The organism is Rossellomorea sp. GCM10028870 (genome assembly GCF_042666755.1).
Classification (GTDB): domain Bacteria; phylum Bacillota; class Bacilli; order Bacillales; family Bacillaceae_B; genus Rossellomorea.
This window is the reverse complement of the sequence record NZ_JBHTGN010000006.1, coordinates 1-25,797: the sequence shown is the minus strand read 5'-3', so window position 1 is coordinate 25,797 and position 25,797 is coordinate 1. Positions and strand designations below refer to the sequence as shown.

The following is a 25,797-nucleotide window of genomic DNA, read 5'->3' as shown; positions in this document are numbered from 1 at the left end:
GAAGATTCGATGAAAAAATTGAACTATGGCATCATCATTTTTTTAGGGATACTTTCATTCATCCCCCTCCTTTGGGTCATCATCACCTCTTTCTCTCCCGGGAATCAAGTGATCAACGGAGGCTTTCCGTTCTGGGTCTCGAATCCAACGGTTGAAAACTATGTCAACGCGTGGAAGACTGCACCATTTTTGCAGTATTACTTCAATACATTCGTCATCGTTTTTGGGGTGTTGATTGTCCAGTTAGTCACCGTTACGCTTGCGGCATATGCGTTTGCACGGGTGAATTTCAGAGGGAAGAATGTACTGTTCATCCTGTTCCTGCTGCAACTGATGATTCAGCCCGAAATCCTGTTATTCCCGAACTATCAGGTAATCAGCCAGCTTGGGCTTGTCAATACAAAACTCGCCGTCATGATGCCATATTGGGCTTCTACATTTGGGGTATTCCTCATGCGCCAAACGTTCAAGCAAGTCCCGTTCGATCTTGATGAAGCGGCAAGAATGGACGGATGTAAATGGTATCAAACACTGTGGCATGTATATATCCCATCGGCGAAACCGACCTATATCGCATTTGCCCTGGTATCGGTCAGCCACCATTGGAGCAACTTCATGTGGCCGTTGATCATCACGGATTCTGTCGAGTCCCGGCCGTTGACCGTCGGACTTGCCCTCTTTGCACAATCATATGAAACGGGAGCGCAGTGGGGAATGGTCGCAGCCGGTACGGTAATGGTCATCATGCCTTTAGTGCTCGCCTTCTTCCTTTTTCAAAAACAATTCGTATCAAGCTTTATGCACTCAGGAATTAAATAGGAGGGGATCTGATGGACATTCATTTCTTAGGAACGGGGAGTGCCTATCCTGGCTCCGAACGCGACAATACATCAATCTGCTTTTCGAATGATGACTATCATGTGCTGGTAGATGTCAGCGGCAATCCTTGCCGGAAGCTGAAGCAGCTGCGGGTGGATTTAGGGGAGCTCGATGCAGTGGTGTTCACCCATTTTCATATTGACCATATTTATGGATTGCCGTCCTTGCTGTGGGGGATGTGGCTGGAAGATAGGAAAAAGCCATTAAGGATCCTTTGTGATGATCGGAATGAGAAAAAACTGCAGGAATGGCTGTCAACGATGGAAGCAGATCAGTGGCCGATTGCTTTTACCATTAAGGTTGAAACCTTTGACGGTGATCGTGAAGATGATCTTCTGTCTGGTGGTGGGATGACGTTTTCCTGCTTTAAGGCCCTTCATTCTGTTCCTACTGTGGGGCTTGAAGTGCGATGTGCCGGCCGGGTCGTCGTATATTCGAGCGATACGGAAATCAACGCACGAATCCGACAGTATGACCATATTGATATGTTAATCCATGAAGCGACTTCTGCCCGGAATATGGCAGGGAACCACAGCAGTCTCGTTGAAGTTGCAGAGAACTATGATATGGATAAGATCGGGAAAGTCGTTCTCGTCCACTTATCCGACCAAGAACCTTATGAAGAAGAGGTGGCAAAGCTTGACACTCCAAAGGTCATCATCGGTGAAGATCTGATGACACAACGGGTATAAATGAATAGATACAAGGATAAAGATCAGGAGATTCCTTGAGTATGGCGAAAATCCAATTGTTCAATTGGAGAAATCGTCATGCTCAAGGAATTTTTTTAATTTGAAGGAGGGGGACAGATGAAAAATCTGAAAGGATATATTTTTGACTTGGATGGCACCGTATATCTTGGCAAGCAATTAATAGAAGGAGCAGACACCATCATCAATTCTCTTCTCGATGAAGGGAAGAAGGTACTGTTCCTCACAAATAAGACGATTGAATCCCGACAGCGTTATGTGGAGAAGTTGAACGGCTTCAATGTCAAGGCTACCCTTGAGAACATTTTGAATCCGACACTTACGTTGATTGACTATTTACGTGAACATCATCCAGATGCCACATTGTATGTGATTGGTGAGCAGCCGATTAAGGATGAGCTGACACTTGCCGGATTCAGGGAAGGAATGGCGCCATCAGAGGTGGATGTCGTCGTGCTCTCATGGGACCGGGATTTTCATTACGACCATTTGAATTTTGCTTATCAGGCGATCAAGCTTGGTGCGAAGATGATCGCGACCAATCCGGACAGAACCTGTCCAGTAGAGGTTGGTGATGTTCCGGATTGTGCCGGGATGATTGGTGCAGTGGAAGCCGTTGTGGGGAGAAAGATTGATGTCCAGATTGGAAAGCCTTCTAAGCTGACCATTCAGGCAGCTCTAAAATTATTGGAACTAAAGCCGGAAGAGTGCGTGATGATCGGCGACCGTCTTGAGACGGATATCCGGATGGGCATCGAAGCCGGGATGAAAACGGTCCTCGTTCTCAGCGGGGTCACGACCGAGGGGGATTTGAGGGGAACGGTTTGGACGCCGGATTATGTGCTGCCTTCAGTCAAGGGGCTGTTATCGGATAAAATCATATAAGGAAAAGAGAAGCTGTTATGCCGGGCACCCAAGCAAAACAACGAGCTTGAACGTCAAACCCGTTGTTTTTTTATGTAATCAACACCTTTTTGTGTTTCCACCATAAATCAACCCACAAATATTTGTGGCTCGAGCACGTTGTTTCCCAGCTGTTATTCCCGGTATAATTTTCTTAAGATTTACATTTCTTCGTTTAATCACCTCGCACTTGAGGTAACAGTCACTATAAGGAGGTGTTGTAATCATGGAAGCAATCAGTAAGCGTTTTTTCTTGTTTCTTTCTCACAATAAGGCGATGGATAAGATGGCCAAACGGTGGGGGTCAAGATTTGGGGCTAATAAGCTTGTAGGGGGAGAAACCTTTGCACAAGCGATTCCATTGATTACGCAATTGAACGAGGAGGGATTCCAGGTAACGGTCGATCATCTTGGTGAGTTCGTCGATTCCACATCGGTGGTCCGGGAGAATGTCCAAGGATGTATCCAGAGTATCAGTGCGATTGCCTATCATGGGCTGGAAACTGAGATCTCTGTGAAATTGACTTCCCTGGGATTGGATATCAGTCAAGATCTTGTCATGGAAAACATGGAGTTGATTCTCTCGAAAGCGAAAGAAAGCGGAATCACGGTCACCCTCGATATGGAGGATTCCTCGAGGTGCCATGCCATCCTTGACGTTTACAAGAAGCTCCGTCAAAAGTACGACAATGTGGGGACGGTGATCCAATCCTATCTATATGTCTCAGAGCAGGATGTGGATGATCTCAATCAGTTCTCCCCTTATTTGAGGCTTGTGAAGGGTGCATATAATGAATCGGGTAAAGTGGCGTTCCAGGAGAAGAAGAAGGTGGATGAGAATCTGAAGCATCTCATCAAGAAGCAGCTCTTGAACGGCCATTATACTGCGATCGCAAGCCATGATGAAGCGATCATCGATTACACCATCGGATTAGTAAAAGAACACAATATCCCGAATGACAGATTCGAGTTCCAAATGCTTTACGGCATGCGGAATCAACTGCAGTCCGACTTACTGAAAAAAGGATATACCGTCCGCATTTACCTGCCATATGGCGAGGACTGGTTCGGGTATTTCATGCGACGCCTGGCGGAAAGGCCGGCAAACATCGCATTTGCATTAAAGGGAATCTTCAGCAAGTAACATCCAGACAGAATGAAATCAGAAAGGAATGTGAAGAGAATGAGTAACGGAATTTACAACATCCCAAAACCAACAAATGAGCCTGGCAATACATATGCCCCAGGTACGAAAGAAAGAGAAACGTTAAAAGCTGAATTAGAACGCCAAGCTGGTATCGAGGTTGAAATCCCGGTCATCATCAATGGCGAGAAAATAAAGACCGATACAGTGAAACAAGTGGTTATGCCGCACGATCACAAACATGTATTGGCTACTTATTCACAAGCAGGTGAAAAAGAGCTTCGCGATGCAGTGGAAGCGGCAATGGCTGCGAAAGATTCTTGGTCCAATATGCCATGGCAGCACAGAGCATCGATCTTCTTGAAAGCTGCGGATTTGATCTCTGGTCCATACCGCGACGTCATCAATGCGGCCACAATGTTAGGACAATCCAAAACAGCGTACCAAACGGAAATTGATGCTGCACAAGAATTAGCGGATTTCTTACGCTTTGGCGTTGATTATGCAAACCAAATCTATCAAATGCAGCCAGATAGCATGAAAAACATCTGGAATCGTTTAGAATACCGTGCGTTAGATGGTTTCGTATTAGCTATCTCTCCGTTTAACTTCACAGCAATCGGTGGAAACCTGCCGTCAGCTCCTGCCATCATGGGGAACGTAGTTGTGTGGAAACCGGCAACAACGGCTGTACTATCAAACTACTACTTCATGCGAATCCTGGAAGAAGCTGGACTGCCTAAGGGCGTTATCAACTTCGTCCCATCACGTGGTTCACAAGTATCAGATGTGGTGTTAACAGACCCACGCATGTCCGGATTCCACTTCACTGGATCAACAAGCGTGTTCCAGACGATTTGGAAGACAGTCGGGGAAAACATCACAAACTACAAATCGTATCCTCGTTTAGTTGGGGAAACAGGCGGTAAAGACTTTGTCTTCGCTCACGAAACAGCTCAAGCAGACAAAGTTGTCGCTGCACTTGTTCGTGGTGCATTCGAATACCAAGGTCAAAAATGTTCAGCAGCTTCTCGTGCTTACATCCCTGCAAGCATGTGGGAAGAAGTGAAAAATGGTGTCGTGGAAGAAACGGCGAAGCTTAAAGTAGGGGATGTAAGAGACTTCAGGAACTTCATGGGTGCGGTCATTGACAAAGCTGCCTTTGATTCGATCACAAGCTACATCGACTATGCGGCTGATTCTGAAGAAGCTGAAATCATTGCCGGTGGTACGTATGATGATTCAGTTGGATACTTCGTTCAACCGACTGTCATCGTAACAACGAATCCAAACTTCAAAACGATGACCGAAGAAATTTTCGGACCAGTATTAACGATTTATGTATACGAAAATGAACAATTAGAAGAAACACTGACTTCAGTGGATACAGCTTCCATGTATGCATTAACGGGCGCAATCTTTGCGCAAGATCGTGAAGCGATCATGCACTTGGAACGACGTCTTTCCGGTGCAGCTGGTAACTTCTACATCAACGATAAACCAACTGGTGCCGTGATCAACCAACAACCATTCGGTGGTTCACGCGGTTCTGGTACAAACGATAAAGCAGGCTCTATTTTCAACATGATTCGTTGGACCAGCCCTCGTATCATCAAAGAAAACTTTGCTCCAACAACAGATATTGTCTATCCGTTTATGGATGAAGAATAAATCGAACACGATAAGCTCTCCCGATCAGGGGGAGCTTTTCTTTTTTTATTCGGGGATTTAACGCTATAATAGGAATCATAAACACTCGTGGAAAGGTAAGATTCCTATGGAAGCAATTGATGTAATCCTCCAAACCGAAGATATTCATAAAGCGACGGAATTGATCAGCTCAAAACTGGGCAATCCCGTCATCATTGAAAATAAAAATTTCGAACTGATTTCATACAGTTCCTCTTCTAATAAGTTCGATCAAACACAGCTAAAGACGATCCTTACAAAAAAATGTCCGGTCTTCATCATCGATCGACTGAAAAAAGAGGGAATCGTACACCAGCTCGAGAAACATACGGATCCGATCCGGGTGCAGGCGATGGAAGAGTTAGGATTTCACCAGCGCGTCGTCATTGCCGCAAAATACCTTGGAAACACGATGGGGTATATTTGGGTTCAGGAATCCAACCGTCTTCTGGAAAATGAAGAGCTCGCATTCATTGAAGAAATCTCTTCACATCTTGGAAACCTGATTAACGATATGTTCGCAAAGGTCAATATCAAACAGGATAGAAAAGAAGAAGTACTGTGGCATCTCCTGCAGCACGAATACGGAAGTGAAAGCCAGCTGCGCCATGATGCTTCCCTCGTCAAGCTGACCCTGCCGGAACGGTTCACGGTAGCGGTGTACTCGATCGCATCGTCGCAATATAAGTCCATGCTCGATCAACTGGAGAAGTTGGTCCAGGAATCCAGCTTCACCACAAATATTTATTCACTGCGTACGGAATATCAGGTGATCCTCGTTCTCTACGGAAAGGCAGACACACCGTTATCTTCCCTGGAACTAGCCAGAGATCTCGTCGAAAAGGTGAAAGAACAAACAGGCGAGGAAGATTTCTACAACTTCCTCATCGGGATCGGGAAGGAATACACCACGCTATATCAAATGCGAAAGAGCTTCTTGGAAGCGTCAGAAGTCATTGAGACGGCTAACTTCATCAGCCCGCGCCCCGAATCGATGCCCCGGGAATTTGCTCAATTGGGCATTTACCGGTACTTGCCAACGCTCTATGAGAAAAACACTTCAAAGGACTATTACAGTGATGACCTGTTGTCATTGATCAAGAATGATGTCAAAAAACAGACAGACCTTCTTAAGACACTCGAAGTATACCTGGCGAATGACGGAAAGGGAAAACAGACTGCTAATGAATTGTTCATTCATCCGAACACGTTGAATTATCGGATCAAAAAAATACAGGAACTGACTACGATTGATTTTAATGATTTTAATATGAAGGTATATCTATATACTGAATTACTTCTACTGAATAATGTTGAAGCGTATTATCAGCGGTATAAGGATGCTTTGAAGGGGATTTGATTCTGGTATGTGACAATTCCCGTGCAAGATTTCGCTTTCCTCGGGCGGATGGCAAGTCTCCTCGTCGCTGCGTGAGTTGCGCTCCTGCAGGGGCTCACCTATTCCGCCTTCCCCTTAGGAGTCTTCGTCTTGCACTCCAATCAACAGCGAGAACCTGCAAAGTGCATTTTATGTGCTTTTGAAAAACAATAAAAAATCCGAGCGAATTCGATTTTCATTAAAGAATTTCGAATCATCGTTCGGATTTTTTGGGGTTATAACTCTTTTGTGCTAGTGGGAGGCACAGTTCAGTCTCTACTATTTCCTTTCGACCATCACCCGGATTCATCCATGAAAGTATAGTAAGAAATGTCCCGGTTTTGACAAGTGAGTTGTCAATTCGCAACGTTCTTGAAGAGATTAGCCACTTGTTTGAAATTGTGTGATAAACTTGTAAATATTGGATATTGCATTTTCGGGCAAGATAATTGAAAAAATAGGATTGAAAGTAAAAAGAAAGTGAGTGAGGTATAAAATATGGACTTATTAATCTGGATAACTATTGGTTTTATAATAGTCGGATTTACTGCGCTCAATTCTATAAAAACAAGTATGGAAAACCAGCTCGCTTACATAATATCAAATTTGGAAGACGAGGAGAGTTCAATTAAAGCTAAGTCCATAATTTGGTGGATCGTGAGTGCCGCAGCTTGGGGAATTGTTAGTATGATTCTTATTGTTTGGTGTTTTCATAATTACATTGGATAATTGTTGGTTGTAGATGTATTTAAAAAATTATATTTGTAGGATGATAAGTCAATGATGGGAATAAGTATAGCGACGAAGTGGGAATATGATGCGACATTGGAGTACTTTAGCGTAAAAGAAAACGAACGTTTCGGTTATCCTTATGGCGAGTATTTCATGAGAACAATAAATGATGCTGAACTTGTTTTTTATAGTACCGGTGTAAGAAAAGTAAATGGTGTTGGTGGTAATCAGTATATGATTTCTAAATTTAATTTAACGAAAGTAATCGTTGCTGGAACATGTGCAGGAATAGATGATACGTTCAGTAATTTGGATATTTTTGTACCCGATAAAGCCGTTCAATATGATTGCACTGTAAAAGAAATTGAGCCTTTTATTAAACAATCTTTCATAGTCGATATTGATCTATCAAACTATGGAAATGATTTTTATACCGGAACTATTGCCACCGCTGATAAAGCAGTAGTGATGTGGAAGGACTATTTAGAACTGAAAGAAAACGAAATAACAATAGCCGATACAGAAGCGGGTGCAATTGCTTATATCTGTAAGAAGAATGATGTTGAATGCATTATCATTAAAGGAATATCTGATTTTCCAACAGATGAAAGAACCTCCGATAAGTTCGAATCGAACATTGAACAAATGAATGTTTATTTAGAAAACACACCAAAGGTGATGAACAAAATATTTGGCGAATATCTAAAAATATTTATTTAAATAAATTTAATAAAGGCAGGAAAGTTGCGGCGGAATACTTTACTTACAGATAAAAATGGTGAATGGACAAAAAAGACAAAGTGGTGTGTTAGTGCAATAAGAAAAAGGGCTTAGAGGTGGATATTCTCTAAGCCCTTTTCTGATGTGAAATTGCTACTCCATCCCCTTATCATCCTTCATCAACTTCTTCATATCGATCATAAGCATCCGGTCCATCGGATAGGTGGTCGTATAACGATATTTATCAGCACCGGATTCAAACACGACGTAGAGCTCTTTTTGTACTTCCACGATTCCCTCAGGCATCGGAATGGCTTCTATGCTCTGACGCGGTTTTGCCGTGTGGCCATCAAGGAACCAGAGAGGTACTTGCTTTCCATCAATGGTTACATGGGCATGAGGGTCTTCTTTTAACGGGTATTCATATCGGTACAGCACGCTATCGTTTGCTCTTCCATAGGAGGTACTGAGAGTGACGCCATTCCTTGCAGCCTTCTGCATGATGGCTCCCTGGACTTTTCCTGTCGTAGAAAGAACGTAATCCGGCACCGCGTCATGGTCAGGAGATCCATTCCAATGCTCTTCACTAAGCATGTCGTTGTTCCGTTCCAAATCAAAGCCGATCATCCAGGCGTAATGCATTTCCCCATCCCGGTTCTCAATATGATGAGATGGATCGGTCGGGTAGGCGTTTGCCTCATAGAATTCCCCGACCCAGAGGATGCCTTCATCATATACGGTATAAGCGGCTTCGACCGGTAATGGAATCTGTCTTGTGAACTGGATTTCCCCGTTATTTTCTGCCTGTACCATGTCGCTTAAATTAAAACTGAATAAGTGATTCTCGGATGCCACCCAGCCGTGATCACGACTAACGGTCACACCGCCTGCATGACCGGTATACGGTGTGCCGTCCGTATTGTAAAGGACAACGGACTTCACCACCTCTCCCGTCTTTCGGTCTGTTACGGTAATGGTACCAGGCCGAATCCCATCATCGACGTAGCTGACGGTAAGCAGCCAGTCTTTTTTTGCATAATAGGTCAATCCTTGAGGCACGAGCCCTTGGGAAAGTCCAGCGATCACCGGACCGTCCGAACTGATATCCCACAAACCTTGGTAGGCAGGATCTTTTTCATGTTCCCACCGTTCCAGCTGGGTGATGATCTGGTGTTCAGGAGTGACTAGTACAGGATCTGATTTTTCCGATACATTTCCTGATGTATCCTCCGCGCTCACTTGTAACGTGTATGTTTGATTACCAACTAACGTATAGAGCGTAAATGATGTCTGGGATGGATCTATGGAGAATTCAAGTTCCCCATCTTTGTAAATGTGATAACGGTATAGATCTGATTCAGTTGAAGCGTCCCAGGTCAAAACGGCATCACCGTTCCCCGCTGATGCCTCAAGGTTGGTCGGTGTTTCCGGTGCTTCTTCATCTGACACGGGGCGATCCGGTGCTTGATCTTCCACAACCCATCCCGGTGTCGGATATTGGCCGGCTGCCAATTTTTCCATTGTCCGGGTATTATCCTTTGGATAGGAATAGGTGACGGTTTGTTTTAGAGAAACGTCCTCTCCAGAGTATTCGGCTCTGACGACTTCGAGTCCATCAGGGTCATAAACGGTCAGTGTATTGCCGCCGTTGACCAGGCCGGCGATATCCCCGAGGACGATCGTATCCTCTTCTTGAAGATATTTGCTACTGTACGAATAGAAATAGTTATAATTGAATGCTTCCTGGGAAATAGGGTTGATGGCTGTATTTCTAGTCCAAATCACCACTGTATCCCAAGGCTTTAGTATGTGAGTGTCCCCGATTTCTTCATCCCAGTTATAGGAAGCGAATCGGTACCCTTTCAGGTCGATTGGGTCCGGGCTGTTGTTATAAAGCTCAAAATATTCGAAGGCATCATAGCCTGCATAGTTATCGGTGTTCGGAATCAATTCGGTGATCAGTAGGTTGGGTGTCGGTACGTTTTCTGTCGGTCCTGTGACGAGTGGTGCTGTAGCTTCCGATTCGTTTCCGACTTGATCGAGTGCCGTTACCTCGAAAGAGTACTCCCTGTTCAATTCCAGAGGGGAGATAATCAAGCTCTTCATGTCAGGGGCGACTGTACCGTAAAATGTTCCATTAATGTAGACGCGGTAACCTGCAAGATCACGTTCTGTATTGGCGTTCCACAATAACTTGACATGATCACTGCCTGGAGTTGCTTTCAGTCCGGTTGGGGTAGCAGGGGCTTCACTGTCCACGACCTCCTGTGGGACAGCCCGGACTTCTTTTGTGGCCGGGGATTCGTTTCCTTCCGGGTCGACAGCCGTCACCCGGAATGTGTATGCCTGACCATTTTCCAATCCATCCATGATTGAAGTGGTCGTGTCCGTTGAAGTGGTCGTTCCATCAGGGTGGTAGATCGTATAGGAGACTGCACCTTCTGAAGCTTCCCACTCAAGGGTGATTGATTGGTTGGCGGGTGTTGCAGTCAGGTTGGTTGGTGTCGCAGGACCAGTCACTTGTTCACTCAACAGGCTGGCAGGAGTCGGTTCTTCATCGTTTCCGAGCTTCTCCATTGCAGCTGAGATAGTGGCCTTGTAAATGATACTTCGGTTAGTGATGCCATCAACTACCCCATCATTAATGAGCGCTGTACTGAGAATATTGTCCTCCGCATCCGCAATCCCTACCTGGCGAAGGCTGCTGTCATGCAAACCCTGACCGGATGTCGTCAGCTTGATTTCGTATACGTCATCGGGAGTGAGATACATGTCATAGTTGGAGTTGAAGTCCCACAGCGGTACATCAGGATAAGCGAATTTCTTTAACCAGAGGACCAGGGATTCTTTCGGCTGGATGATTTTGTCGTCGATGGGCCATCGGTTAGCGGGGCTTGAGAAGTTACTAGTGAAGTATTGGAGCTCATAATCTTGTAGATTGATTGCTTCTGAGGTGGTGTTATAGATTTCGACGTACTCAAAGGGCTGACCGGTGCCTGCGGATTTGGTGACGATTTCCGTGATGACAAGAGGCGGATTGGTTTCTTTCGCGTTTGCGCTGTGAGCATGAAGCAATAAGAGTCCTGCGATTCCTAAAGCAAGAAGGACGGCTATACGGGTGATAGATCTGTTTTTCAACTTCATTTCCTCCTTTTAAATGGTATTTATGTATAAATGAAAAGAACCCCATGGCAATGGAGTGCACGATCATCGTACACACGAATTGACACAGGGTTCTCCTCATCTCTACCCGCTATATAATCTTACTAACTCCATCATACAATGGGGGATTCAGAGTGGCAATGCACATTCTGTAAAATTTAGAATTTTTAGATATATCATTGAAATGGTTGGCTGATTGGTGTATGATAAAAGGAATATTAAGAGGAATGAAGCTTGGTAGGAAGAGGAGAAGAGATCACCTATGAAGCGAACTGTATGGTTTTTTCACTATGGAGTGGAGAAATCAGGCATTCGTTTTGTGGCGCGATCTCTTTTTCATTTAAGGAGGATGGCGGCATGGCGCATTACATGAATGAGGCAACGGAATTTTTCTGGCAGCATGATATCTATTTCCGGATTTTGGTGAGTGCTGTATTAGGGTTCATCATCGGATGGGACAGGACATCGAAAAATAAACCAGCCGGGTTAAAAACATATACGTATGTATCGGTGGCCTGTACATTGATCACGATCGTCTCCATCGAAGGGGCGAATATGCTCAGTCAACCGGACAGCGGAAAAGTGATGGACCCGTTTCGTCTGGCGGCGCAGATCGTATCGGGACTCGGTTTCCTTGGAGCGGGCGTGATCCTGAAAGATGGATTGCGGGTGAAAGGACTGACGTCAGCTGCGATGATTTTCTACGTTGGGGGAATCGGGATTGGTATCGGAGCCGGGTTTTATTCCATTGTCATCTTCGCAACATTTGTAACCTTCATCATTACGAAAATAGGAAACTTCTTTGAAGAGCATGAAATCACGTCATTTCCTCTTCCATGGACACGGAAAAAAAGTAAGACAGAGGAGGAAGAAGAAAAGGTTGGCACGTAAATAAAGAGTGAGCTCAACTCCCAGTGGTTGAGCTCTTTTTTTGGTTAAACATCCAGATTCCAGAGCTTCGGATCACCTGAAGAAATGGCGAGGGCACCGGCTCTTAGTCCATTCAGAATATCTTCCTTATTACTGATCAGGCCACCAGCGATGATGGGCAGCGTAGTCATGGCCGTCAGTTTGTCAATGATGGACGGCATGAGACCAGGAAGGACTTCAATCGCATCCGGCTTGCAGTTCTGTGCGATATCAATTCCTTTGTCAAGGGCATTGCGGTCGATAAGAAAAAGGCGCTGGATCGTCATCAATCCTTCTTCCTTTGCATATTTGATCAGGTTGCTCCTCGTTGTGATGATGCCAGCGGGCTTCCAGATTTCTGCTATGTATTTAATGGCACTTTTCGTGTTGGACAGCCCATCGATGAAATCAATATGTATGAACGTGGTTTTACCGGCTTCCTTCAGCTTTTTTAAATACCCTTCCATTGTAATCAAACTGCCGGTTAGGATGAACACGATGTTGGCGTTTGACTGTATGGCTTTGTCGAGGTCCTTTTCTTCCTTGATGGAAGCGATGACCTGGGATTGGACGATGTCGATAATGTTAGGTTTCATGGAATTGGCCCCTTTTAATAATCTGAATATTGTTTTTTCTTTTAGTATAGCATAGTTGTTTGGGGATTCTTCTTTAATGGAGGCGATGATCTGAGAATTGACGATATATTGGTCGCTCCTTTAGAGAGTGTGGGTCGTACCTTTATAGGTGAATATATTAGACTGCCTGTTAAAAGATGACTAGCACAATTATCGGTAGTGAGATCCGGTTAAGCATCAGAGCTAATCAATAGACGGAAATATTCCGCTTAAATTCGCCATGACGATTAAAAAAGGTTGAAATAAGGGGACATATTCCGCCTATTGACTCTAAAAGTACAATAAGAGGTGATTTTTTTTTGTATAACCGGAAAACCTCCGCTTATTTCCCCTCAAATCTAGTTCCAAACTGAATGTAACCGGAAAATCTCCGCTTATTTTTCTTTATCGTAGAGTGTGGCAGATTCCGATTCTATCTTCTTCTTTCGACTAATCTCAATTTCTCTTAAAGCCAAAAAGTAGAGTAAGGACCGTCCCCGGTTTGTCCAACATAATACAATTAATTCAAAAACCGGATTGACAAACCAATTATAATCATTTACCATTACCCTAATGCTAAAACGCATCATAACTTTAACTTAATAAAGCGATATCTTCTTATCCAGAGAGGTGGAGGGACTGGCCCTGTGATACCTCGGCAACGGGTTCTTATGAATACCGTGCCAATTCCATCAAGTCATGTGACTTGAAAGATGAGAAGAGCGGGACATATACATATTTTTGTGCCTCTCTTCTTATGAAGGGGGGCACTTTTTTATTTGAGCCATGATCGTCAACAAGAAGTATACATAGCGAAAGGAGCAAGTCTTATATGATCAGAGTTCAGAATGTTACGAAAGTATTCGAGACGAAGGATGGCCCATTCACCGCTTTGAAGAATGTTTCCTTCGAAGTGAAGAAGGGAGAGATTTATGGCGTGATCGGATTCAGCGGGGCGGGAAAAAGCACGCTTGTCCGCTGTCTCAATTTTTTAGAGAAACCATCATCAGGTGATATTTTCATAGAGGGGCGCAGCCTGAAAGATCAGTCAGCAATCGACCTGAGACAGGAGCGTCACCGCATCGGGATGATTTTTCAGCACTTCAATCTGTTTCAATCCCGGACGGTGGCAGGGAATATCGCCTATCCTCTGAAACTTGCAAAATGGCCAAAAGAAAAGATCAGCGAGAGAGTAAAGGAATTGCTCGCGTTTGTCGGACTTGAAGATAAAGCGAAGCATTACCCGGATCAACTGTCAGGAGGGCAGAAGCAAAGGGTGGGGATAGCAAGAGCCCTGGCGACGTCGCCTTCGATTCTACTCTGCGATGAAGCAACATCCGCACTTGATCCTCAGACGACGGAATCGATTCTGAATTTATTAAAGAGAATCAACGCGGAGTATGGCATTACGATTGTGATGATCACTCACGAAATGGGGGTCATCCGGGAAATCTGCGATAAGGTCGCGGTCATGGAAAATGGAGAAATCGTTGAAGAGGGAAGCGTCTTCGATATCTTCTCCAACCCGCAGACCCCGACGACGAAAAACTTTGTGAAGAGTGTCATGAATGATCAGCTGCCGGCATCGGTTCTCGACAAATTGAATGACAGCAAAGAAGGGCGCATCTGCCGCCTCATTTTCAAGGGTGATTCGACGGGCACGCCGATCCTTTCCGAAACGGCAAAGAAATTCGATGCCCACATCAATGTGTTATTCGGCCAGATCACGGAACTCCAAGGTAAGCCGTTCGGGAATCTCATCGTACAGATCATTGGCAGCAAGAAAGAGACGGAAGAGATCCTGGATTATTGGAAGAACAGATTATTCGTAAGCGAGGTGGAGAAGCGTGCAAGTTAACTGGGAATTATTCTGGCCAAGAATTATTGAAGCGACATGGGATACCGTGGCGATGGTGTCATTCTCCCTTCTATTTGCAACGTTGATTGGGCTTCCCCTCGGCATCATCGTCGTTGTCACGCGGAAGGGGCACTTACTTGAAAATAAAGTCGTCTTTTCCGTATTGAGCAGCATCATCAACGTATTTCGTTCGATCCCGTTCATCATCTTGATGGTGGCCATCATCCCCTTTACAAGATTGGTAGTGGGCACATCGATCGGAACGGCGGCAGCCGTGGTACCGCTTGTCGTATTTGCAGCACCGTATATTGCAAGACTGGTAGAGAGCTCGCTCCTTGAAGTGGAACCGGGTGTCATTGAAGCGGCGGAGTCCATGGGGGCAGGGCCGTGGCAGATCATCTTCGGGATCCTCATTCCGGAAGCACTGAGTACACTGGTCCTGAATATTACGATCGCGACCATCGGACTCGTCGGAGCATCGGCCATGGCCGGGGCAGTCGGAGGCGGTGGACTCGGGGACCTCGCCATTGCTTACGGATATCAGCGATTTGAAACATCCGTCATGATCGTGACCGTCATCATTTTAATCGTGATGGTGCAGGGACTGCAGACAGCAGGGAATACATTATCAAAAATCATCAGGAGACGTTAGGAGAGAGGAATATGAAAAAATCAATCAGCCTGGCAAGTATCGCCATTCTATTAATCACCCTTATCTTGAGCGGCTGCTCGGGAGACAGTGCATCCGGCTCAGGTGAAAAAGAAGTCGTGAAAGTCGGAGTGAATGGATCTGGGGTGCCGATTTGGGAGTATATGAAGGAGAAAGCAGCGAAGGAAGGGATTGAAATCGAGATTGTGGAGTTTGCCGATTACGTGAGACCGAACCAGGCGCTGGCCGATGGGGATATCGACCTGAACGCCTTCCAGACGATTTCGTATTTTGATTCATTCGTTGAAGAACATAATCTGGACCTTGTACCGATCGGCTCGACGATCATCGCGCCGATGGGAATCTATTCGGAAAAATATCAATCGGTAGAAGACTTACCGAAAGGCAGTAAAGTAGCCGTTCCTCAAGAGGCGACGAACCTTGGCCGTGCCCTTCTCCTACTGGAGGAAGCAGGCTTGATACAACTGAAAAAAGGATTTGATCAGTCACAGGGTCTCGAAGCCATTAAAGAAAACCCGAAAAACCTTGAATTCACACCGGTCGTCGCTGCCCAGACACCGAGGGTACTGCCGGATGTGGCGGCATCGATCATCAATAATGGTGTGGCGGTTGAAGCTGGGTTCATTCCGGTTGATGATAGTATCTATATCGAAGGGGCGGAATCCAAGCCGTTCATCAATATCATAGCTGCCCAGGAAAAAGAGAAAGACAATAAGACCTATAAAAAGATCGTTGAGCTCTATCAGGAAGATGACGTAGCGGAACATATCAAGAAAACATACAAAGATTCCCTGATCCCGACATTCGTGCCGGTCAGTGAATTGCATTAGGAGGGAAAAGAGATGAGTCAACCAGCAGCGATTGCCCATCGTAAGAACAACATCCTCTCGGCAGTGGATCAACTGGCTGTGAAACTCGTGTCGACCAGCCATCAGATCCACGACAATCCTGAAATCGGTAACGAAGAGTTCTTTGCTTCAGAGACCTTGACCACCCTCCTTGCAGCCAACGGATTTTCCATTGAACGGGGAGTGGCGGGCCATGAGACTTCCTTTGTGGCACGCAAACATTCAGGAAAAGAAGGGCCGGTCATCGGCTACCTGGCTGAATATGACGCCCTGCCTGGACTCGGTCACGCCTGTGGTCACAATATCATCGGGACGGCAAGCTGCGGGGCGGCCATCGCCCTGTCGTCCGTACTCGATGAAACAGGAGGGGAAGTGGTCGTGTTCGGGACTCCTGCCGAGGAAGGCGGTCCGAATGGAAGTGCGAAGGGCAGTTTTGTTAAGGCGGGCTTGTTCGAAGGAGTGGATGCCTGCATGATGGTCCATCCGTTCAACAGGACAACACAGACAGGGAAAACCCTTGCGGTGGATCCACTTGATTTCGAATTCAAAGGAAGATCTGCCCATGCGGCAGCTTCCCCTGAAGACGGCATCAATGCCCTTGATGGTGTGATCCAGCTGTTCAACGGCATTAACGCCCTTCGCCAGCACGTGACCGATGATGTCAGGGTCCACGGCATCATCACCCACGGCGGGGACGCACCCAATATCGTCCCTGACTATGCAAAGGCCCGATTCTATATACGGGCTGCCACCAGGGAAGCGTGCAATGAAGTCACGCAGAAGGTGAAAGCGATCGCTGAGGGATCGGCACTTGCCACGGGGACAGAACTGAATGTCATCAAAATCCAAAATGAAGTCGATCACTTTCAGCTCAACCGCCGTTTCGATCAAGTATTCCAGCGCTCCATCGAGTCACTGGGGGAATACTTCGACGATACAGAACGAAAGGGACTCGGTTCCTCCGATGCCGGTAACGTCAGCCGGGTGGTCCCGACCATCCACCCCTACATCAAAATCGGCCCCGAATCCCTCGTCGTCCACACGAACGAATTCAGGGAAGCGGCTAAATCCACCGAGGGTGACCGTGCGCTTGTGATCGGAGCAAAGGCACTTGCGCTGACAGGGTATGAACTGCTGACGGATAAGGGGCTTTTAGAGGAAATATGGGAAGAGTTCGGTTCAAGTAAATAAAGACGAAAAGACAGCCGAATCAGGGCTGTCTTTTTTTGTGTGAAAGATGCGGCGGTTAATGGAGAATGTTCCAATGTTTAACAAAAACACTAAAAGGATAATGAACAAATGAGAGATTGTATCGTAGAAACGAAAGAAAGGAGAATGACATGAAAAAACGACTGATAGCAGGTAATCTTCTTTTCGCACTCTCCATACTGGGAGCATGCGGTTCAGAAGAGGCCGAACCCGAAGATAATACCTCAGGCGATACGGCAGAAATGAGTAACCAGCAGGATTCGAAGGAAATGGACGAGCCGGCAGCCGAACTTCTCGACAGTGAAAAGCTGCAGGAACGAATCCAAAAGGGAATGGATCTGGATTCCTATTCTGCTGAACTGACAGCGATGGAGGAAAAAGGAGAAACCACCCTCGTCAAGAAGTACAACTTGACAGGGAATGAAGAAATAAAAGCACAAATCCTCCAATCGTCAGACGGATTTGTCGCAGTTGAAACGGATGGCCTGGAAGTGACAGATGTTTCAAACTTCAAAACCATGCAGGAAGTCGAGGATCATCTGAAAGAGAAGAATATGGAAGAAGATATGAGCGAGTAAACGTTCCTATCATTAAAAGAGCATTCGATAGTTTTCTTAGTGAAATCCGAACTAATTTACCTTAAGGGAGTCAAATTAGTTCGGGTTTTTTATCGTTTATCGAAAGAAGTAAAGAACGAGCTCCTTCTTTAAGAAGGGGGCATGTTATTGCCTTCATTATAGTATAAGCTTTAACATTTTCCTTGCTTAATTTTTATGGGGGGATTCCATTAAAGGGCCATTTAGTTGAACAAGAGTATTGCTCAAAATCATAAAATTTGAAATAATTGGTATTATGAAACATTCAGCTATAAAACTTTAGAGGGTGCATTTATGGAATTTGTTATCACTAATGAACAAGTTAAACAAGAATTGGAAAAGCGTTGGGAGACCGAATTTAAAAAAACTACTGTTTCTTTTTCTACCCCCCAAGAGATAATTAATTTTATTAATGAAGAGTTTCCAGTGTGGTCAAAAATACTGGAAGATCAACAACGGTCAAATTTGACAAATAAGATAAAACAATTTGTAAATCATAGTACAAACTCACACCAAGCCACAACTAACGTTAGGGAGTTATATAATCTCCTTGTTAATCTCTCTAATAACAAGGAAATTATATATTCAAAATCACCAGAAGGAAAACTAATAAACAAGCTAGATTCGATAGAAGCTAAAGGATTCCATAAATACATAGCAAATAAGCCATTTAATACGCGTAATGAGGATCTCGATAGTAGGTTAATATATGGGGCATTTTTAGCAATTCTATTCGAAAAAGGGTTTGTAAAAAAGAAAGAAATTCAAGGATTATTAGAATCACCGGAAGATATTTTCAATGATTATCAATCGGATTATGAAAATGAAATCGATTCTTTAAAATTGAAAAAGGAAGAGTTAGAGGAAAAAATTAAAAATCTTCAAAATTTTCTTAGTAACATAGAAGAAAAGACCCTCGGTGATATTAGTACATTAAATAATGAGTGGAAAAAGGAAGTTGCTGAATTAGTAAGTCAGAAGAAGACAGAAATTGAGACTTTAGAGGCGCAATATTCAGAGAAACTAAAGTTAAGTGGACCAACCCAGTATTGGACAGAACTTTCAAAGACTTATAAGACACAGGGCATTATTTGGTCTTCGATTTCTCTAATTATTGGATTAGGATTAGGGTTAATAATTTGGGATTATCATCACATCTTAACCTTTCTGACACAACAAATGTAACTAATACTTTACAAAAATATTTAATTGTGGGCGTAGCCACTTCAATTGGTTTTTACCTTTTAAGTCAAGGAGTCAAGATTACAATGAGTCGGTTTCATCTTTCTACAGATTACGAAGAAAGGGCCCAACTAACTAATGTTTATCTCGCATTAATAAATGCAGAAGAAAATTATCCTACTGAAGAAAAGCAGATTATTTTACAATCTATTTTTAGTAGATCAGAAAGTGGATTGATAAAAGGTGATTCAGGACCTGTAATGCCGAATAATTTTTTGACACAAATACTTAAAAACACAAAGTAGAGGGTTTCCAACTTTAACAGTTTCCATGCAGCCATACTTCATTTTTCCTTTATTCTTTAATGGAAGGTTTGTATCAGGGCTAGAGAAAACTAAGTAGGTGAAGAAAAGTGAGTAAAGTTATAGAAAAAATTGAAGAAATAGATGTAGGAGAAATAGGGATAGCTATATATTCTACAGTAGAAAAGAGAGAAAAATTCTCCTTGAATAGTGAGATTGAAGTCCCTCTTGCATCATCTGCAAAAGTAGCAATAGCATTTTGTGTAGCGAAATGGGTAGATGATGATTTGGTAAATTGGGATGATATTATTGAAGAAGTGTCATTTAATCCAGCTGAAGATAGCAAAGAAGTTTATCCTCATCTACAAAACAGACAAACGCTCCCTTTGAGAGAAGCGGTTGAAGTGATGATTGCTTGCCACGATAGTTATATCGCCAGATGTATTGTTGATTTTTGTGGTGGTTGGGAAAAGTTAAACAAGTTCATCAAGTCTTACTATCCTTCAATAAGTGTTACTGAAAACCCAAGGGATATTGAAAATAAGGCTCAACTAAATGAAATGCTTGATTTGATGATTCATATATATCAGGGGTACCAAACACAACCTCTCTTATGGACACCAATCGTAAATGGTTTGGTTAGACAAAAGGGAGATATTAAAAAAATACCCGCACACCATCTTAACCATATGACAGGTGGATTAGAAAATGTTGTTGTTGATATAGGTGTAATTGGTGACTTTAATCAACAGCCTTATATCTATGCACTAGGGGCGGTTAATTTAACTAATAGATTAAGCAATCAGGTTGCTGACAATAAGATTATTGAAGCTATGGAATTGCTTTATGCTGAATATTTAAAACAGTAATCAGCTTTAATCTTACATACTGGATAAGCAGCCACCCTTTGTTCAAGTAAAGGGCAGGTTAACGGAGTAATTTGAATCCAAAGTGACTCGGCTTCCGTCTAATTTAGAAAGGAAAAACAAAGAAAAAACTCAAGAGAATTGAAGAGGTGGAATGAAAAGATGAACAAATACGGTCTATTATCAGTATTAATGGTACTAATTAGTGCAACTGTGTTTCTGATACTAAGAGGACCAAACGCTGATTTGTCGTTGGCGATTACCATTTTGGGAATTCTTTCAGTATTAGGAATCGTTTTTGCTGTCATTTCTAAAAAGTGGTTATCAGGGATTATAGGCGTATTGACGAATGGAGCAGTTCTTATTTTTGCATTTTTCTTATTATTAGCAAAGGGGATAGGCGGTTAAGTCAATACAATTTCTTTAATTTTCTCAGGTAATAAAAAGCTAAATGGATAATTAGGGGGAGATTGTTGTATGAGGGATTTATTGGGGGATGCGGTAACATCTTTGGAAGTCTTAGGTGCCATTGTGATCTTGTTTTTTGTTCACTTTTTGTTTACAAAGTTTAAAAAAGTGTTAATTACTCCCTTCGTCGTGATGCTTCTCGGTTACATCGCTTTTATTATAGGGATTGTCTATATTAGAGGTTGGACTGGAATGGGGTGGATGGTTTGGGGAAATATCATAATGGCCATTGGACTTCTTTTTTACCTTGGATTGGAGATATTTTGTATTTTCCGCAAACGGGCGTATAAATGGAAATCAGCTAAATGATTTTCATTTATACCAATATAAATATGCCAGCTAATAGAAGATAATCATTCCATTAACGGGGGCCTTTGCTGAACAAGCAGCCGCCATTTGTTCAAGTAAAGGACAGGAATGTTGAACAACGTTGATTAATGGAGGGATTAGATGAGGGAAGGGAAACAAAGATTATATCTCAATATGATTTTTGGCTCAGTTGGATTGTTATTGGTTGCTTTAGCAGCAATGAGATATATTGCAGAAGGACTCAATAGTGGTAATAACGGTGGATATCTAATAGTATTATATGGTTTTATATTTACAATGAACTATGTTAATTTCCTTGAAGAAAAAGCTGGAGTAAGCAAAAAGATTACGTGGATTAGAGCCATCATCTCCATAATTTTGTTATTTGTAATATCATATTATTTATTTTTCTAGTTATTATACATACGGGGCAATAACGGAAAATCAGCTAACTTGATCCGCCTATTACTCTTATTCAATTATTGGGCAGGTTAGTGGAAGAAGTATACACTCACTTAATACAAAATGTTACAATTTGGTAGAGGTGAAATGAGTGAATATTTTTCTTTTTGTTATTGTTCACATATTGGTAGGATTAGCAATAATTTATTTTTATGGAAAATTACCTAAAGTACTTACTGTTTTGCCATATGTGTTTTTATCTATGAGTTTTCTTTATTGGGGAACAGTAATTATAAATTCATTGTTAAAGTAAATGGGGCGTTTGCTGAAAAAGCAGCCGCCTCTTTGTTCAAGTAAAGGTTAATGGAATAAGTCTGAAACTTATGCTGATGGGGTTCCGTCTAATAAGTAAATTGTTTTCAAGATAATTAGGAGGGATAATTATCGAGATTTTTAAAAAAGTAAATTATATATTCGCTATCATTGGAATTGGGTTGGCAGTCACACATTTTTTTATTAAATCCGTTGAATTGCCCACATCTATAGCGCTTTCATTTTTATTAGTGTTTTTCCTGCTGACAGGATTTGAAAAATTTAAGAATAGAGAAATTAAAAGTGGCTATTTTTATATAGGTACTGCTGCTATTACGTCACTAGCGGTTCTAAAAGATTTATATGTAACCTTATTATAATGAGCACTTAGTGCTTCCAGTAAAGGGGGCAATAACTGAAGATCAGCTAATTGATCGCCAGCTACTGCCCTTCTTCAATTATTGGACAGTTTAATGCAAGAAGCATTGCAGGAAATAATATACAATAAATAGAAATACTTATAATAACAAAATAAATGAGGAGATAATACTTATTTGACCATTCTAACTCTGATTTTAAGTTACTTAATAGGATCAATTTCATTTGCTTTAATGATCGGTAAAGTGTTTTATAAGAAAGATATTCGTGATTATGGTAGTGGAAATCTTGGTGCAACGAATGCTTATAGAGTTTTAGGCATAAAAGCAGGAGTACTTGTTGCAATTGCAGATATATTAAAAGGTACACTTGCTTGTTTACTTCCAATAATACTTAGTTCTACGATTAACCCTATTGTTTGTGGCTTATTAGCTATATTAGGACACATATTTTCTATATTTGCTAATTTTAAAGGTGGAAAAGCTGTTGCGACAGCAACTGGAGTTTTTTTGTTTTTGACACCTTTAGGTGTTTTGGCTGGTTTTGTTGTGTTTGTACTAACTTTGTTACTTACAAAGTATGTATCACTAAGTTCTATGTTGGCTAGTATAGCATTATTTATCTACAGTCTAGTATTTGAAGATAAAGTGATCATAGCACTTTCGCTACTAATAAGCGTAACAATAATCATTCTTCATCGGCAAAATATAAAGAGAATTCTAAATGGAACAGAGAACAAAATATTTTAAAAATATTGAGTATATTTGTTAAGTAAACGGGGGCGATTGCTTTACAAGCAGTCGCCCAATGTTCAAGTAAAGGGCAGGATAATTCAACAACCAATTTAAAGAAATTATGATATCAACTGTTAAAAGTCAAGAAAAAAGGAGAAGGAGAAATGGCTAATGAATTTATATTAACCTTTATTTTCACTTTCCTTGTAGTAGTTTTAATCAGCTTTATATTAAATACATACTTATCCAAAGGTAAAGCAGGCAAGAAAAAAGGATATTCAATTTTACTGATTCAAAGTTTTATAATCTCAGTTCTTCTTACTTGGGTTATGTAGATGTTATTAAGCTAAAGGGGGCTTATCCAGAATAAGGATAAGCTTCTTTTCGTTTAAAGTTTTTCTTGAGAAAGGTGCTCGATTTTGAAATAATTGGATATATATAAGGTCTTATTCTATTCGGAGGTCAGAAATGGAGAAGCCCAACAATAAAGATTCATTTAATATTCAAAATAAATATAGACAAAAAATCAGGAGGAAAAGAAAATACAAAAATAAATTTGAAGTAATAATAATAGCTATCATTTTCTTAACAATAATAATATTAAAATGGCTTGACTAAATGATCTTAGAATTCATTTTCGGAAACGAAAATTATTCATTTAAAAAGGCTAATTGCTTTGTTGAAGTAAAGGGCAGTTTAATGGAATAGACATGCTAATCGGCGCAATCCAAATGGATTGCGCCATCATTTTGGATAAATTGATACTGTCTATTCAAGGGGCTACAGGTATTAGAAAGTAATTGCAAATAACAGACAATATGTTACAGAAATGTAATAAATGTAATAAACAGTGGGAGAACATCGATTATAAGGTCTTCTGAAAAGTGTGAAAATCACTATTCATGGCCTTCTGTTTAATAAGAGTATAAGAGCATTAAAATAGGATTTGTGATTAATTATGAAGCTATTACGTAGGTTATAGAAGATGTCTGAGGTGTTATTAACTCATAGTTCTCTGATTGAAATAACACTAATGTAAAATTGTAGAAACAATGGAACGAGTTCCCTTTAGTATAATTAAATTATCATTAATTGTTAGGAGTGTTTATTATGACTGAAGCCATAAAGGATTATCCAGGTTTATTAGAAATGTTAGATTCTCTATTAAGAGATCCATCTTTGTTTTGGGATGAATTTTATTCCGACCGAGATAAAAAGGTTCCAATTTTCAAAAATACACCTGATGAAAATTTAGTTTCCTATCTACAAAAAGGAATAGTCAAATCAGGGAAAGTATTAGATCTTGGATGCGGAGCAGGAAGAAACGCAATATATTTAGCCGAAAATGGATTTGAAGTAGATGCAGTGGATTTGTCGAAGATTTCACTAGAATGGGCCAAAGAGCGATCGGACGAAAGAGGTCTCGCTATTAATTATATTCATGAAAATATATTTGAATTGAATGTGCAAAAGGGAGAATATGATTTCATTTATGACTCTGGCTGTTTTCACCATCTAGCCCCCCACAGGAGAATTACCTATATTGAGTTATTGAAGAGAGGTCTAAAAGAAAAGGGTCTTTTTGGAATTACATGTTTTGCTGTTGGGGGAAATTTAGGAGGAGCTGATTTAACTGATATAGAAGTGTACCAAAAAGGAACTTTAATGGGTGGTTTAGGGTACACCCTAGATTCATTAACAGATATTTTTAGCGACTTTAAGCAGTTAGAAATGCGAAGGATGGTCGAAAGTAGTGATGGGAAGACTTTTGGTTCATCAGATCTTATAGCAGGTTTGTTCATAAAATGAGTGAAATAGTAGAAAAATTAATCAGAGAAGTTGAGAGAGAATGTAAACATTTGTGTAGTTTAGTCAATATTCAACCGTTTGCTTCAGGTGTGGAGAATTGTGTGTTTATTGGACAAACTCATGAATGGGGTAAGGTTGTTATTAGAGTACCTTGGCACACAATGAGTAAGAATCAGGCAAAAAGAATCGATTCTAGAGAAGGACTAGAGAAAGAATATAAATTAACGATGTTTTGTTACCAAAATCGGTTACCGGCTCCTAAAATACACCTTTTTCATAAAGGGGAAGAAATGGATTTCATCATTCAAGAATATGTACCTAGTGATACTGACATTAATCCCCCTTTATATGAGGTAGGAAAGCTTGTAAAAAAACTACATCAAATTAAAGTTCCTCTAAACTTTTTACCTAATGCACATAGTGTTTTATCAGAGCGAATCACCAGAAACTTAAAGAACTTCAATTCCATTTTTAATCAATCCATTCTATTGCCAAACAAGCACGAACTGATGAAAGTATTTCAATCGTTTCCGGCAAAGAATAACTTATTGCATATGGATATAAGACCTGAAAATATTCTATTTAAGGATCAGCAAGTAGTCGGTATTTTTGATTGGACAAATGCCTTAATGGGGGACCCAGTATTGGAATTGATGAGAATTAATGAGTACGGTTTCTTGAGTGATGGATTTATTGAAAGTTATTATGATTTTGAGAATAAAGTTAACCAAGTACCAGACTTGGTAAGGTGGCTGTATCAAATGGATACCAGTCTTATGCTTACTCTTATATTTGAAGAGTTGGATGAAAAAGCTCAAGGAAGTCGTGCATTGAAGCGCTTCGCTAACCTTCATGGGGAAATTATAAAGGCTATATAATTTTGCTTCTTCCATTAAACCAGCTAATAGTTTGTCAACATTTTTCAATGAAAAGTTCAGAATAAACATGTTACACTAAATTTGGGCATACCAAATAGCCTTCCACTATGCTTGTTATGGAAGGTTTTGTATTAAG

General features: G+C 41.8%; 26 protein-coding genes and 1 riboswitch. Of the genes, 24 read left to right on the top strand and 2 right to left on the bottom strand.

Annotation, left to right across the window (positions count from 1 at the left end; translation table 11 throughout):
* Positions 1-9: 9 nt before the first annotated feature.
* The 8 genes from ACFQWC_RS20700 (at position 10) to ACFQWC_RS20665 (ending at position 8,155) form a co-directional block, all read left to right on the top strand.
* Entirely contained in the window at positions 10-819 is an 810-nt protein-coding gene (locus tag ACFQWC_RS20700; RefSeq protein WP_377108988.1) for a carbohydrate ABC transporter permease, read from the top strand.
* An 11-nt stretch (positions 820-830) separates the two neighbouring features.
* Positions 831-1,571: an MBL fold metallo-hydrolase gene (locus ACFQWC_RS20695; protein WP_341356806.1), complete on the top strand. Its 741-nt coding sequence runs from the start codon at positions 831-833 to the stop codon at positions 1,569-1,571.
* Between the two features lie 117 nt (positions 1,572-1,688).
* On the top strand, positions 1,689-2,474 hold the full coding sequence (locus ACFQWC_RS20690) for an HAD-IIA family hydrolase (RefSeq protein WP_341356805.1): 786 nt from the start codon (positions 1,689-1,691) through the stop codon (positions 2,472-2,474).
* A 244-nt stretch (positions 2,475-2,718) separates the two neighbouring features.
* Positions 2,719-3,636: a proline dehydrogenase family protein gene (locus ACFQWC_RS20685; protein WP_299739200.1), complete on the top strand. Its 918-nt coding sequence runs from the start codon at positions 2,719-2,721 to the stop codon at positions 3,634-3,636.
* A 39-nt stretch (positions 3,637-3,675) separates the two neighbouring features.
* Positions 3,676-5,307 (top strand): L-glutamate gamma-semialdehyde dehydrogenase, encoded by a 1,632-nt coding sequence (gene pruA / locus ACFQWC_RS20680; RefSeq protein WP_044339391.1) that lies wholly within the window; start codon positions 3,676-3,678, stop codon positions 5,305-5,307.
* Positions 5,308-5,413: 106 nt separating this feature from the next.
* The gene (locus tag ACFQWC_RS20675) at positions 5,414-6,685 is read left to right on the top strand and encodes a PucR family transcriptional regulator (RefSeq protein ID WP_341356804.1); all 1,272 of its coding nucleotides are present in this window, start codon (positions 5,414-5,416) and stop codon (positions 6,683-6,685) included.
* 516 nt (positions 6,686-7,201) lie between these two features.
* Positions 7,202-7,432, top strand: coding sequence for a hypothetical protein (locus ACFQWC_RS20670; protein ID WP_341356803.1), 231 nt, complete (start codon positions 7,202-7,204; stop codon positions 7,430-7,432).
* 51 nt (positions 7,433-7,483) lie between these two features.
* The gene (locus tag ACFQWC_RS20665; RefSeq protein WP_341356802.1) at positions 7,484-8,155 is read left to right on the top strand and encodes a 5'-methylthioadenosine/S-adenosylhomocysteine nucleosidase family protein; all 672 of its coding nucleotides are present in this window, start codon (positions 7,484-7,486) and stop codon (positions 8,153-8,155) included.
* 153 nt (positions 8,156-8,308) lie between these two features.
* Here the strand turns inward: ACFQWC_RS20665 and ACFQWC_RS20660 are convergent, their stop codons facing one another.
* Complete coding sequence (locus ACFQWC_RS20660) at positions 8,309-11,293, bottom strand: lamin tail domain-containing protein (protein ID WP_377108987.1); 2,985 nt, start codon at positions 11,291-11,293, stop codon at positions 8,309-8,311.
* Between the two features lie 393 nt (positions 11,294-11,686).
* Between ACFQWC_RS20660 and ACFQWC_RS20655 the strand changes: the two genes are divergently transcribed.
* Entirely contained in the window at positions 11,687-12,208 is a 522-nt protein-coding gene (locus tag ACFQWC_RS20655) for an MgtC/SapB family protein (protein WP_082051291.1), read from the top strand.
* A gap of 44 nt (positions 12,209-12,252) precedes the next feature.
* Here ACFQWC_RS20655 and ACFQWC_RS20650 read toward each other — a convergent pair whose 3' ends face one another.
* Positions 12,253-12,822: a glycerol-3-phosphate responsive antiterminator gene (locus ACFQWC_RS20650; RefSeq protein WP_377108986.1), complete on the bottom strand. Its 570-nt coding sequence runs from the start codon at positions 12,820-12,822 to the stop codon at positions 12,253-12,255.
* A gap of 633 nt (positions 12,823-13,455) precedes the next feature.
* Positions 13,456-13,560: riboswitch (SAM riboswitch) on the top strand.
* Between the two features lie 112 nt (positions 13,561-13,672).
* Here ACFQWC_RS20650 and ACFQWC_RS20645 point away from each other — a divergent pair.
* The 15 genes from ACFQWC_RS20645 (at position 13,673) to ACFQWC_RS20575 (ending at position 25,661) form a co-directional block, all read left to right on the top strand.
* A complete protein-coding gene (locus tag ACFQWC_RS20645) occupies positions 13,673-14,698 on the top strand; it encodes a methionine ABC transporter ATP-binding protein (RefSeq protein WP_377108985.1) in 1,026 nt (341 codons plus the stop codon).
* Complete coding sequence (locus ACFQWC_RS20640) at positions 14,688-15,350, top strand: methionine ABC transporter permease (protein ID WP_299739167.1); 663 nt, start codon at positions 14,688-14,690, stop codon at positions 15,348-15,350. The genes ACFQWC_RS20645 and ACFQWC_RS20640 overlap by 11 nt, the downstream gene beginning before the upstream one ends.
* Before the next feature lie 11 nt (positions 15,351-15,361).
* Positions 15,362-16,198 (top strand): MetQ/NlpA family ABC transporter substrate-binding protein, encoded by an 837-nt coding sequence (locus ACFQWC_RS20635; RefSeq protein WP_377108984.1) that lies wholly within the window; start codon positions 15,362-15,364, stop codon positions 16,196-16,198.
* 12 nt (positions 16,199-16,210) lie between these two features.
* Positions 16,211-17,407: a M20 family metallopeptidase gene (locus ACFQWC_RS20630; protein WP_377108983.1), complete on the top strand. Its 1,197-nt coding sequence runs from the start codon at positions 16,211-16,213 to the stop codon at positions 17,405-17,407.
* A 149-nt stretch (positions 17,408-17,556) separates the two neighbouring features.
* Entirely contained in the window at positions 17,557-18,003 is a 447-nt protein-coding gene (locus ACFQWC_RS20625) for a hypothetical protein (protein ID WP_377108982.1), read from the top strand.
* 312 nt (positions 18,004-18,315) lie between these two features.
* On the top strand, positions 18,316-19,206 hold the full coding sequence (locus tag ACFQWC_RS20620; RefSeq protein ID WP_377108981.1) for a DUF6161 domain-containing protein: 891 nt from the start codon (positions 18,316-18,318) through the stop codon (positions 19,204-19,206).
* A gap of 26 nt (positions 19,207-19,232) precedes the next feature.
* Positions 19,233-19,508, top strand: a complete 276-nt coding sequence (locus ACFQWC_RS20615) for a DUF6161 domain-containing protein (protein ID WP_324748486.1) — start codon at positions 19,233-19,235, stop codon at positions 19,506-19,508.
* Positions 19,509-19,615: 107 nt separating this feature from the next.
* Complete coding sequence (locus tag ACFQWC_RS20610; RefSeq protein WP_324744912.1) at positions 19,616-20,374, top strand: serine hydrolase; 759 nt, start codon at positions 19,616-19,618, stop codon at positions 20,372-20,374.
* A 159-nt stretch (positions 20,375-20,533) separates the two neighbouring features.
* Positions 20,534-20,779 (top strand): hypothetical protein, encoded by a 246-nt coding sequence (locus tag ACFQWC_RS20605; RefSeq protein ID WP_377108980.1) that lies wholly within the window; start codon positions 20,534-20,536, stop codon positions 20,777-20,779.
* Between the two features lie 69 nt (positions 20,780-20,848).
* Positions 20,849-21,148, top strand: a complete 300-nt coding sequence (locus ACFQWC_RS20600) for a hypothetical protein (RefSeq protein ID WP_377108979.1) — start codon at positions 20,849-20,851, stop codon at positions 21,146-21,148.
* Between the two features lie 141 nt (positions 21,149-21,289).
* Complete coding sequence (locus tag ACFQWC_RS20595) at positions 21,290-21,562, top strand: hypothetical protein (RefSeq protein WP_377108978.1); 273 nt, start codon at positions 21,290-21,292, stop codon at positions 21,560-21,562.
* Positions 21,563-22,416: 854 nt separating this feature from the next.
* Positions 22,417-22,989 (top strand): glycerol-3-phosphate 1-O-acyltransferase PlsY, encoded by a 573-nt coding sequence (plsY, locus tag ACFQWC_RS20590; protein WP_377108977.1) that lies wholly within the window; start codon positions 22,417-22,419, stop codon positions 22,987-22,989.
* A 149-nt stretch (positions 22,990-23,138) separates the two neighbouring features.
* The gene (locus tag ACFQWC_RS20585; RefSeq protein WP_377108976.1) at positions 23,139-23,309 is read left to right on the top strand and encodes a hypothetical protein; all 171 of its coding nucleotides are present in this window, start codon (positions 23,139-23,141) and stop codon (positions 23,307-23,309) included.
* 775 nt (positions 23,310-24,084) lie between these two features.
* Positions 24,085-24,783: a class I SAM-dependent methyltransferase gene (locus ACFQWC_RS20580; protein WP_377108975.1), complete on the top strand. Its 699-nt coding sequence runs from the start codon at positions 24,085-24,087 to the stop codon at positions 24,781-24,783.
* Complete coding sequence (locus tag ACFQWC_RS20575; RefSeq protein ID WP_377108974.1) at positions 24,780-25,661, top strand: phosphotransferase family protein; 882 nt, start codon at positions 24,780-24,782, stop codon at positions 25,659-25,661. The genes ACFQWC_RS20580 and ACFQWC_RS20575 overlap by 4 nt, the downstream gene beginning before the upstream one ends.
* Positions 25,662-25,797 lie beyond the last annotated feature (136 nt).

Excerpts from the sequence above, each read along its gene's own strand:
- ACFQWC_RS20580 (WP_377108975.1), top strand. The coding sequence starts at position 24,085 with ATGACTGAAGCCATAAAGGATTATCCAGGTTTATTAGAAATGTTAGAT.
- ACFQWC_RS20585 (WP_377108976.1), top strand. The coding sequence starts at position 23,139 with ATGGCTAATGAATTTATATTAACCTTTATTTTCACTTTCCTTGTAGTA.
- pruA (WP_044339391.1), top strand. The coding sequence starts at position 3,676 with ATGAGTAACGGAATTTACAACATCCCAAAACCAACAAATGAGCCTGGC.
- ACFQWC_RS20650 (WP_377108986.1), bottom strand. The coding sequence starts at position 12,822 with ATGAAACCTAACATTATCGACATCGTCCAATCCCAGGTCATCGCTTCC.
- ACFQWC_RS20655 (WP_082051291.1), top strand. The coding sequence starts at position 11,687 with ATGAATGAGGCAACGGAATTTTTCTGGCAGCATGATATCTATTTCCGG.
- ACFQWC_RS20665 (WP_341356802.1), top strand. The coding sequence starts at position 7,484 with ATGATGGGAATAAGTATAGCGACGAAGTGGGAATATGATGCGACATTG.
- ACFQWC_RS20635 (WP_377108984.1), top strand. The coding sequence starts at position 15,362 with ATGAAAAAATCAATCAGCCTGGCAAGTATCGCCATTCTATTAATCACC.
- ACFQWC_RS20685 (WP_299739200.1), top strand. The coding sequence starts at position 2,719 with ATGGAAGCAATCAGTAAGCGTTTTTTCTTGTTTCTTTCTCACAATAAG.
- ACFQWC_RS20670 (WP_341356803.1), top strand. The coding sequence starts at position 7,202 with ATGGACTTATTAATCTGGATAACTATTGGTTTTATAATAGTCGGATTT.
- ACFQWC_RS20690 (WP_341356805.1), top strand. The coding sequence starts at position 1,689 with ATGAAAAATCTGAAAGGATATATTTTTGACTTGGATGGCACCGTATAT.
- ACFQWC_RS20605 (WP_377108980.1), top strand. The coding sequence starts at position 20,534 with ATGAACAAATACGGTCTATTATCAGTATTAATGGTACTAATTAGTGCA.
- ACFQWC_RS20575 (WP_377108974.1), top strand. The coding sequence starts at position 24,780 with ATGAGTGAAATAGTAGAAAAATTAATCAGAGAAGTTGAGAGAGAATGT.
- ACFQWC_RS20695 (WP_341356806.1), top strand. The coding sequence starts at position 831 with ATGGACATTCATTTCTTAGGAACGGGGAGTGCCTATCCTGGCTCCGAA.
- ACFQWC_RS20600 (WP_377108979.1), top strand. The coding sequence starts at position 20,849 with ATGAGGGATTTATTGGGGGATGCGGTAACATCTTTGGAAGTCTTAGGT.
- ACFQWC_RS20595 (WP_377108978.1), top strand. The coding sequence starts at position 21,290 with ATGAGGGAAGGGAAACAAAGATTATATCTCAATATGATTTTTGGCTCA.
- ACFQWC_RS20700 (WP_377108988.1), top strand. The coding sequence starts at position 10 with ATGAAAAAATTGAACTATGGCATCATCATTTTTTTAGGGATACTTTCA.
- ACFQWC_RS20625 (WP_377108982.1), top strand. The coding sequence starts at position 17,557 with ATGAAAAAACGACTGATAGCAGGTAATCTTCTTTTCGCACTCTCCATA.
- ACFQWC_RS20675 (WP_341356804.1), top strand. The coding sequence starts at position 5,414 with ATGGAAGCAATTGATGTAATCCTCCAAACCGAAGATATTCATAAAGCG.
- ACFQWC_RS20620 (WP_377108981.1), top strand. The coding sequence starts at position 18,316 with ATGGAATTTGTTATCACTAATGAACAAGTTAAACAAGAATTGGAAAAG.
- ACFQWC_RS20630 (WP_377108983.1), top strand. The coding sequence starts at position 16,211 with ATGAGTCAACCAGCAGCGATTGCCCATCGTAAGAACAACATCCTCTCG.
- ACFQWC_RS20645 (WP_377108985.1), top strand. The coding sequence starts at position 13,673 with ATGATCAGAGTTCAGAATGTTACGAAAGTATTCGAGACGAAGGATGGC.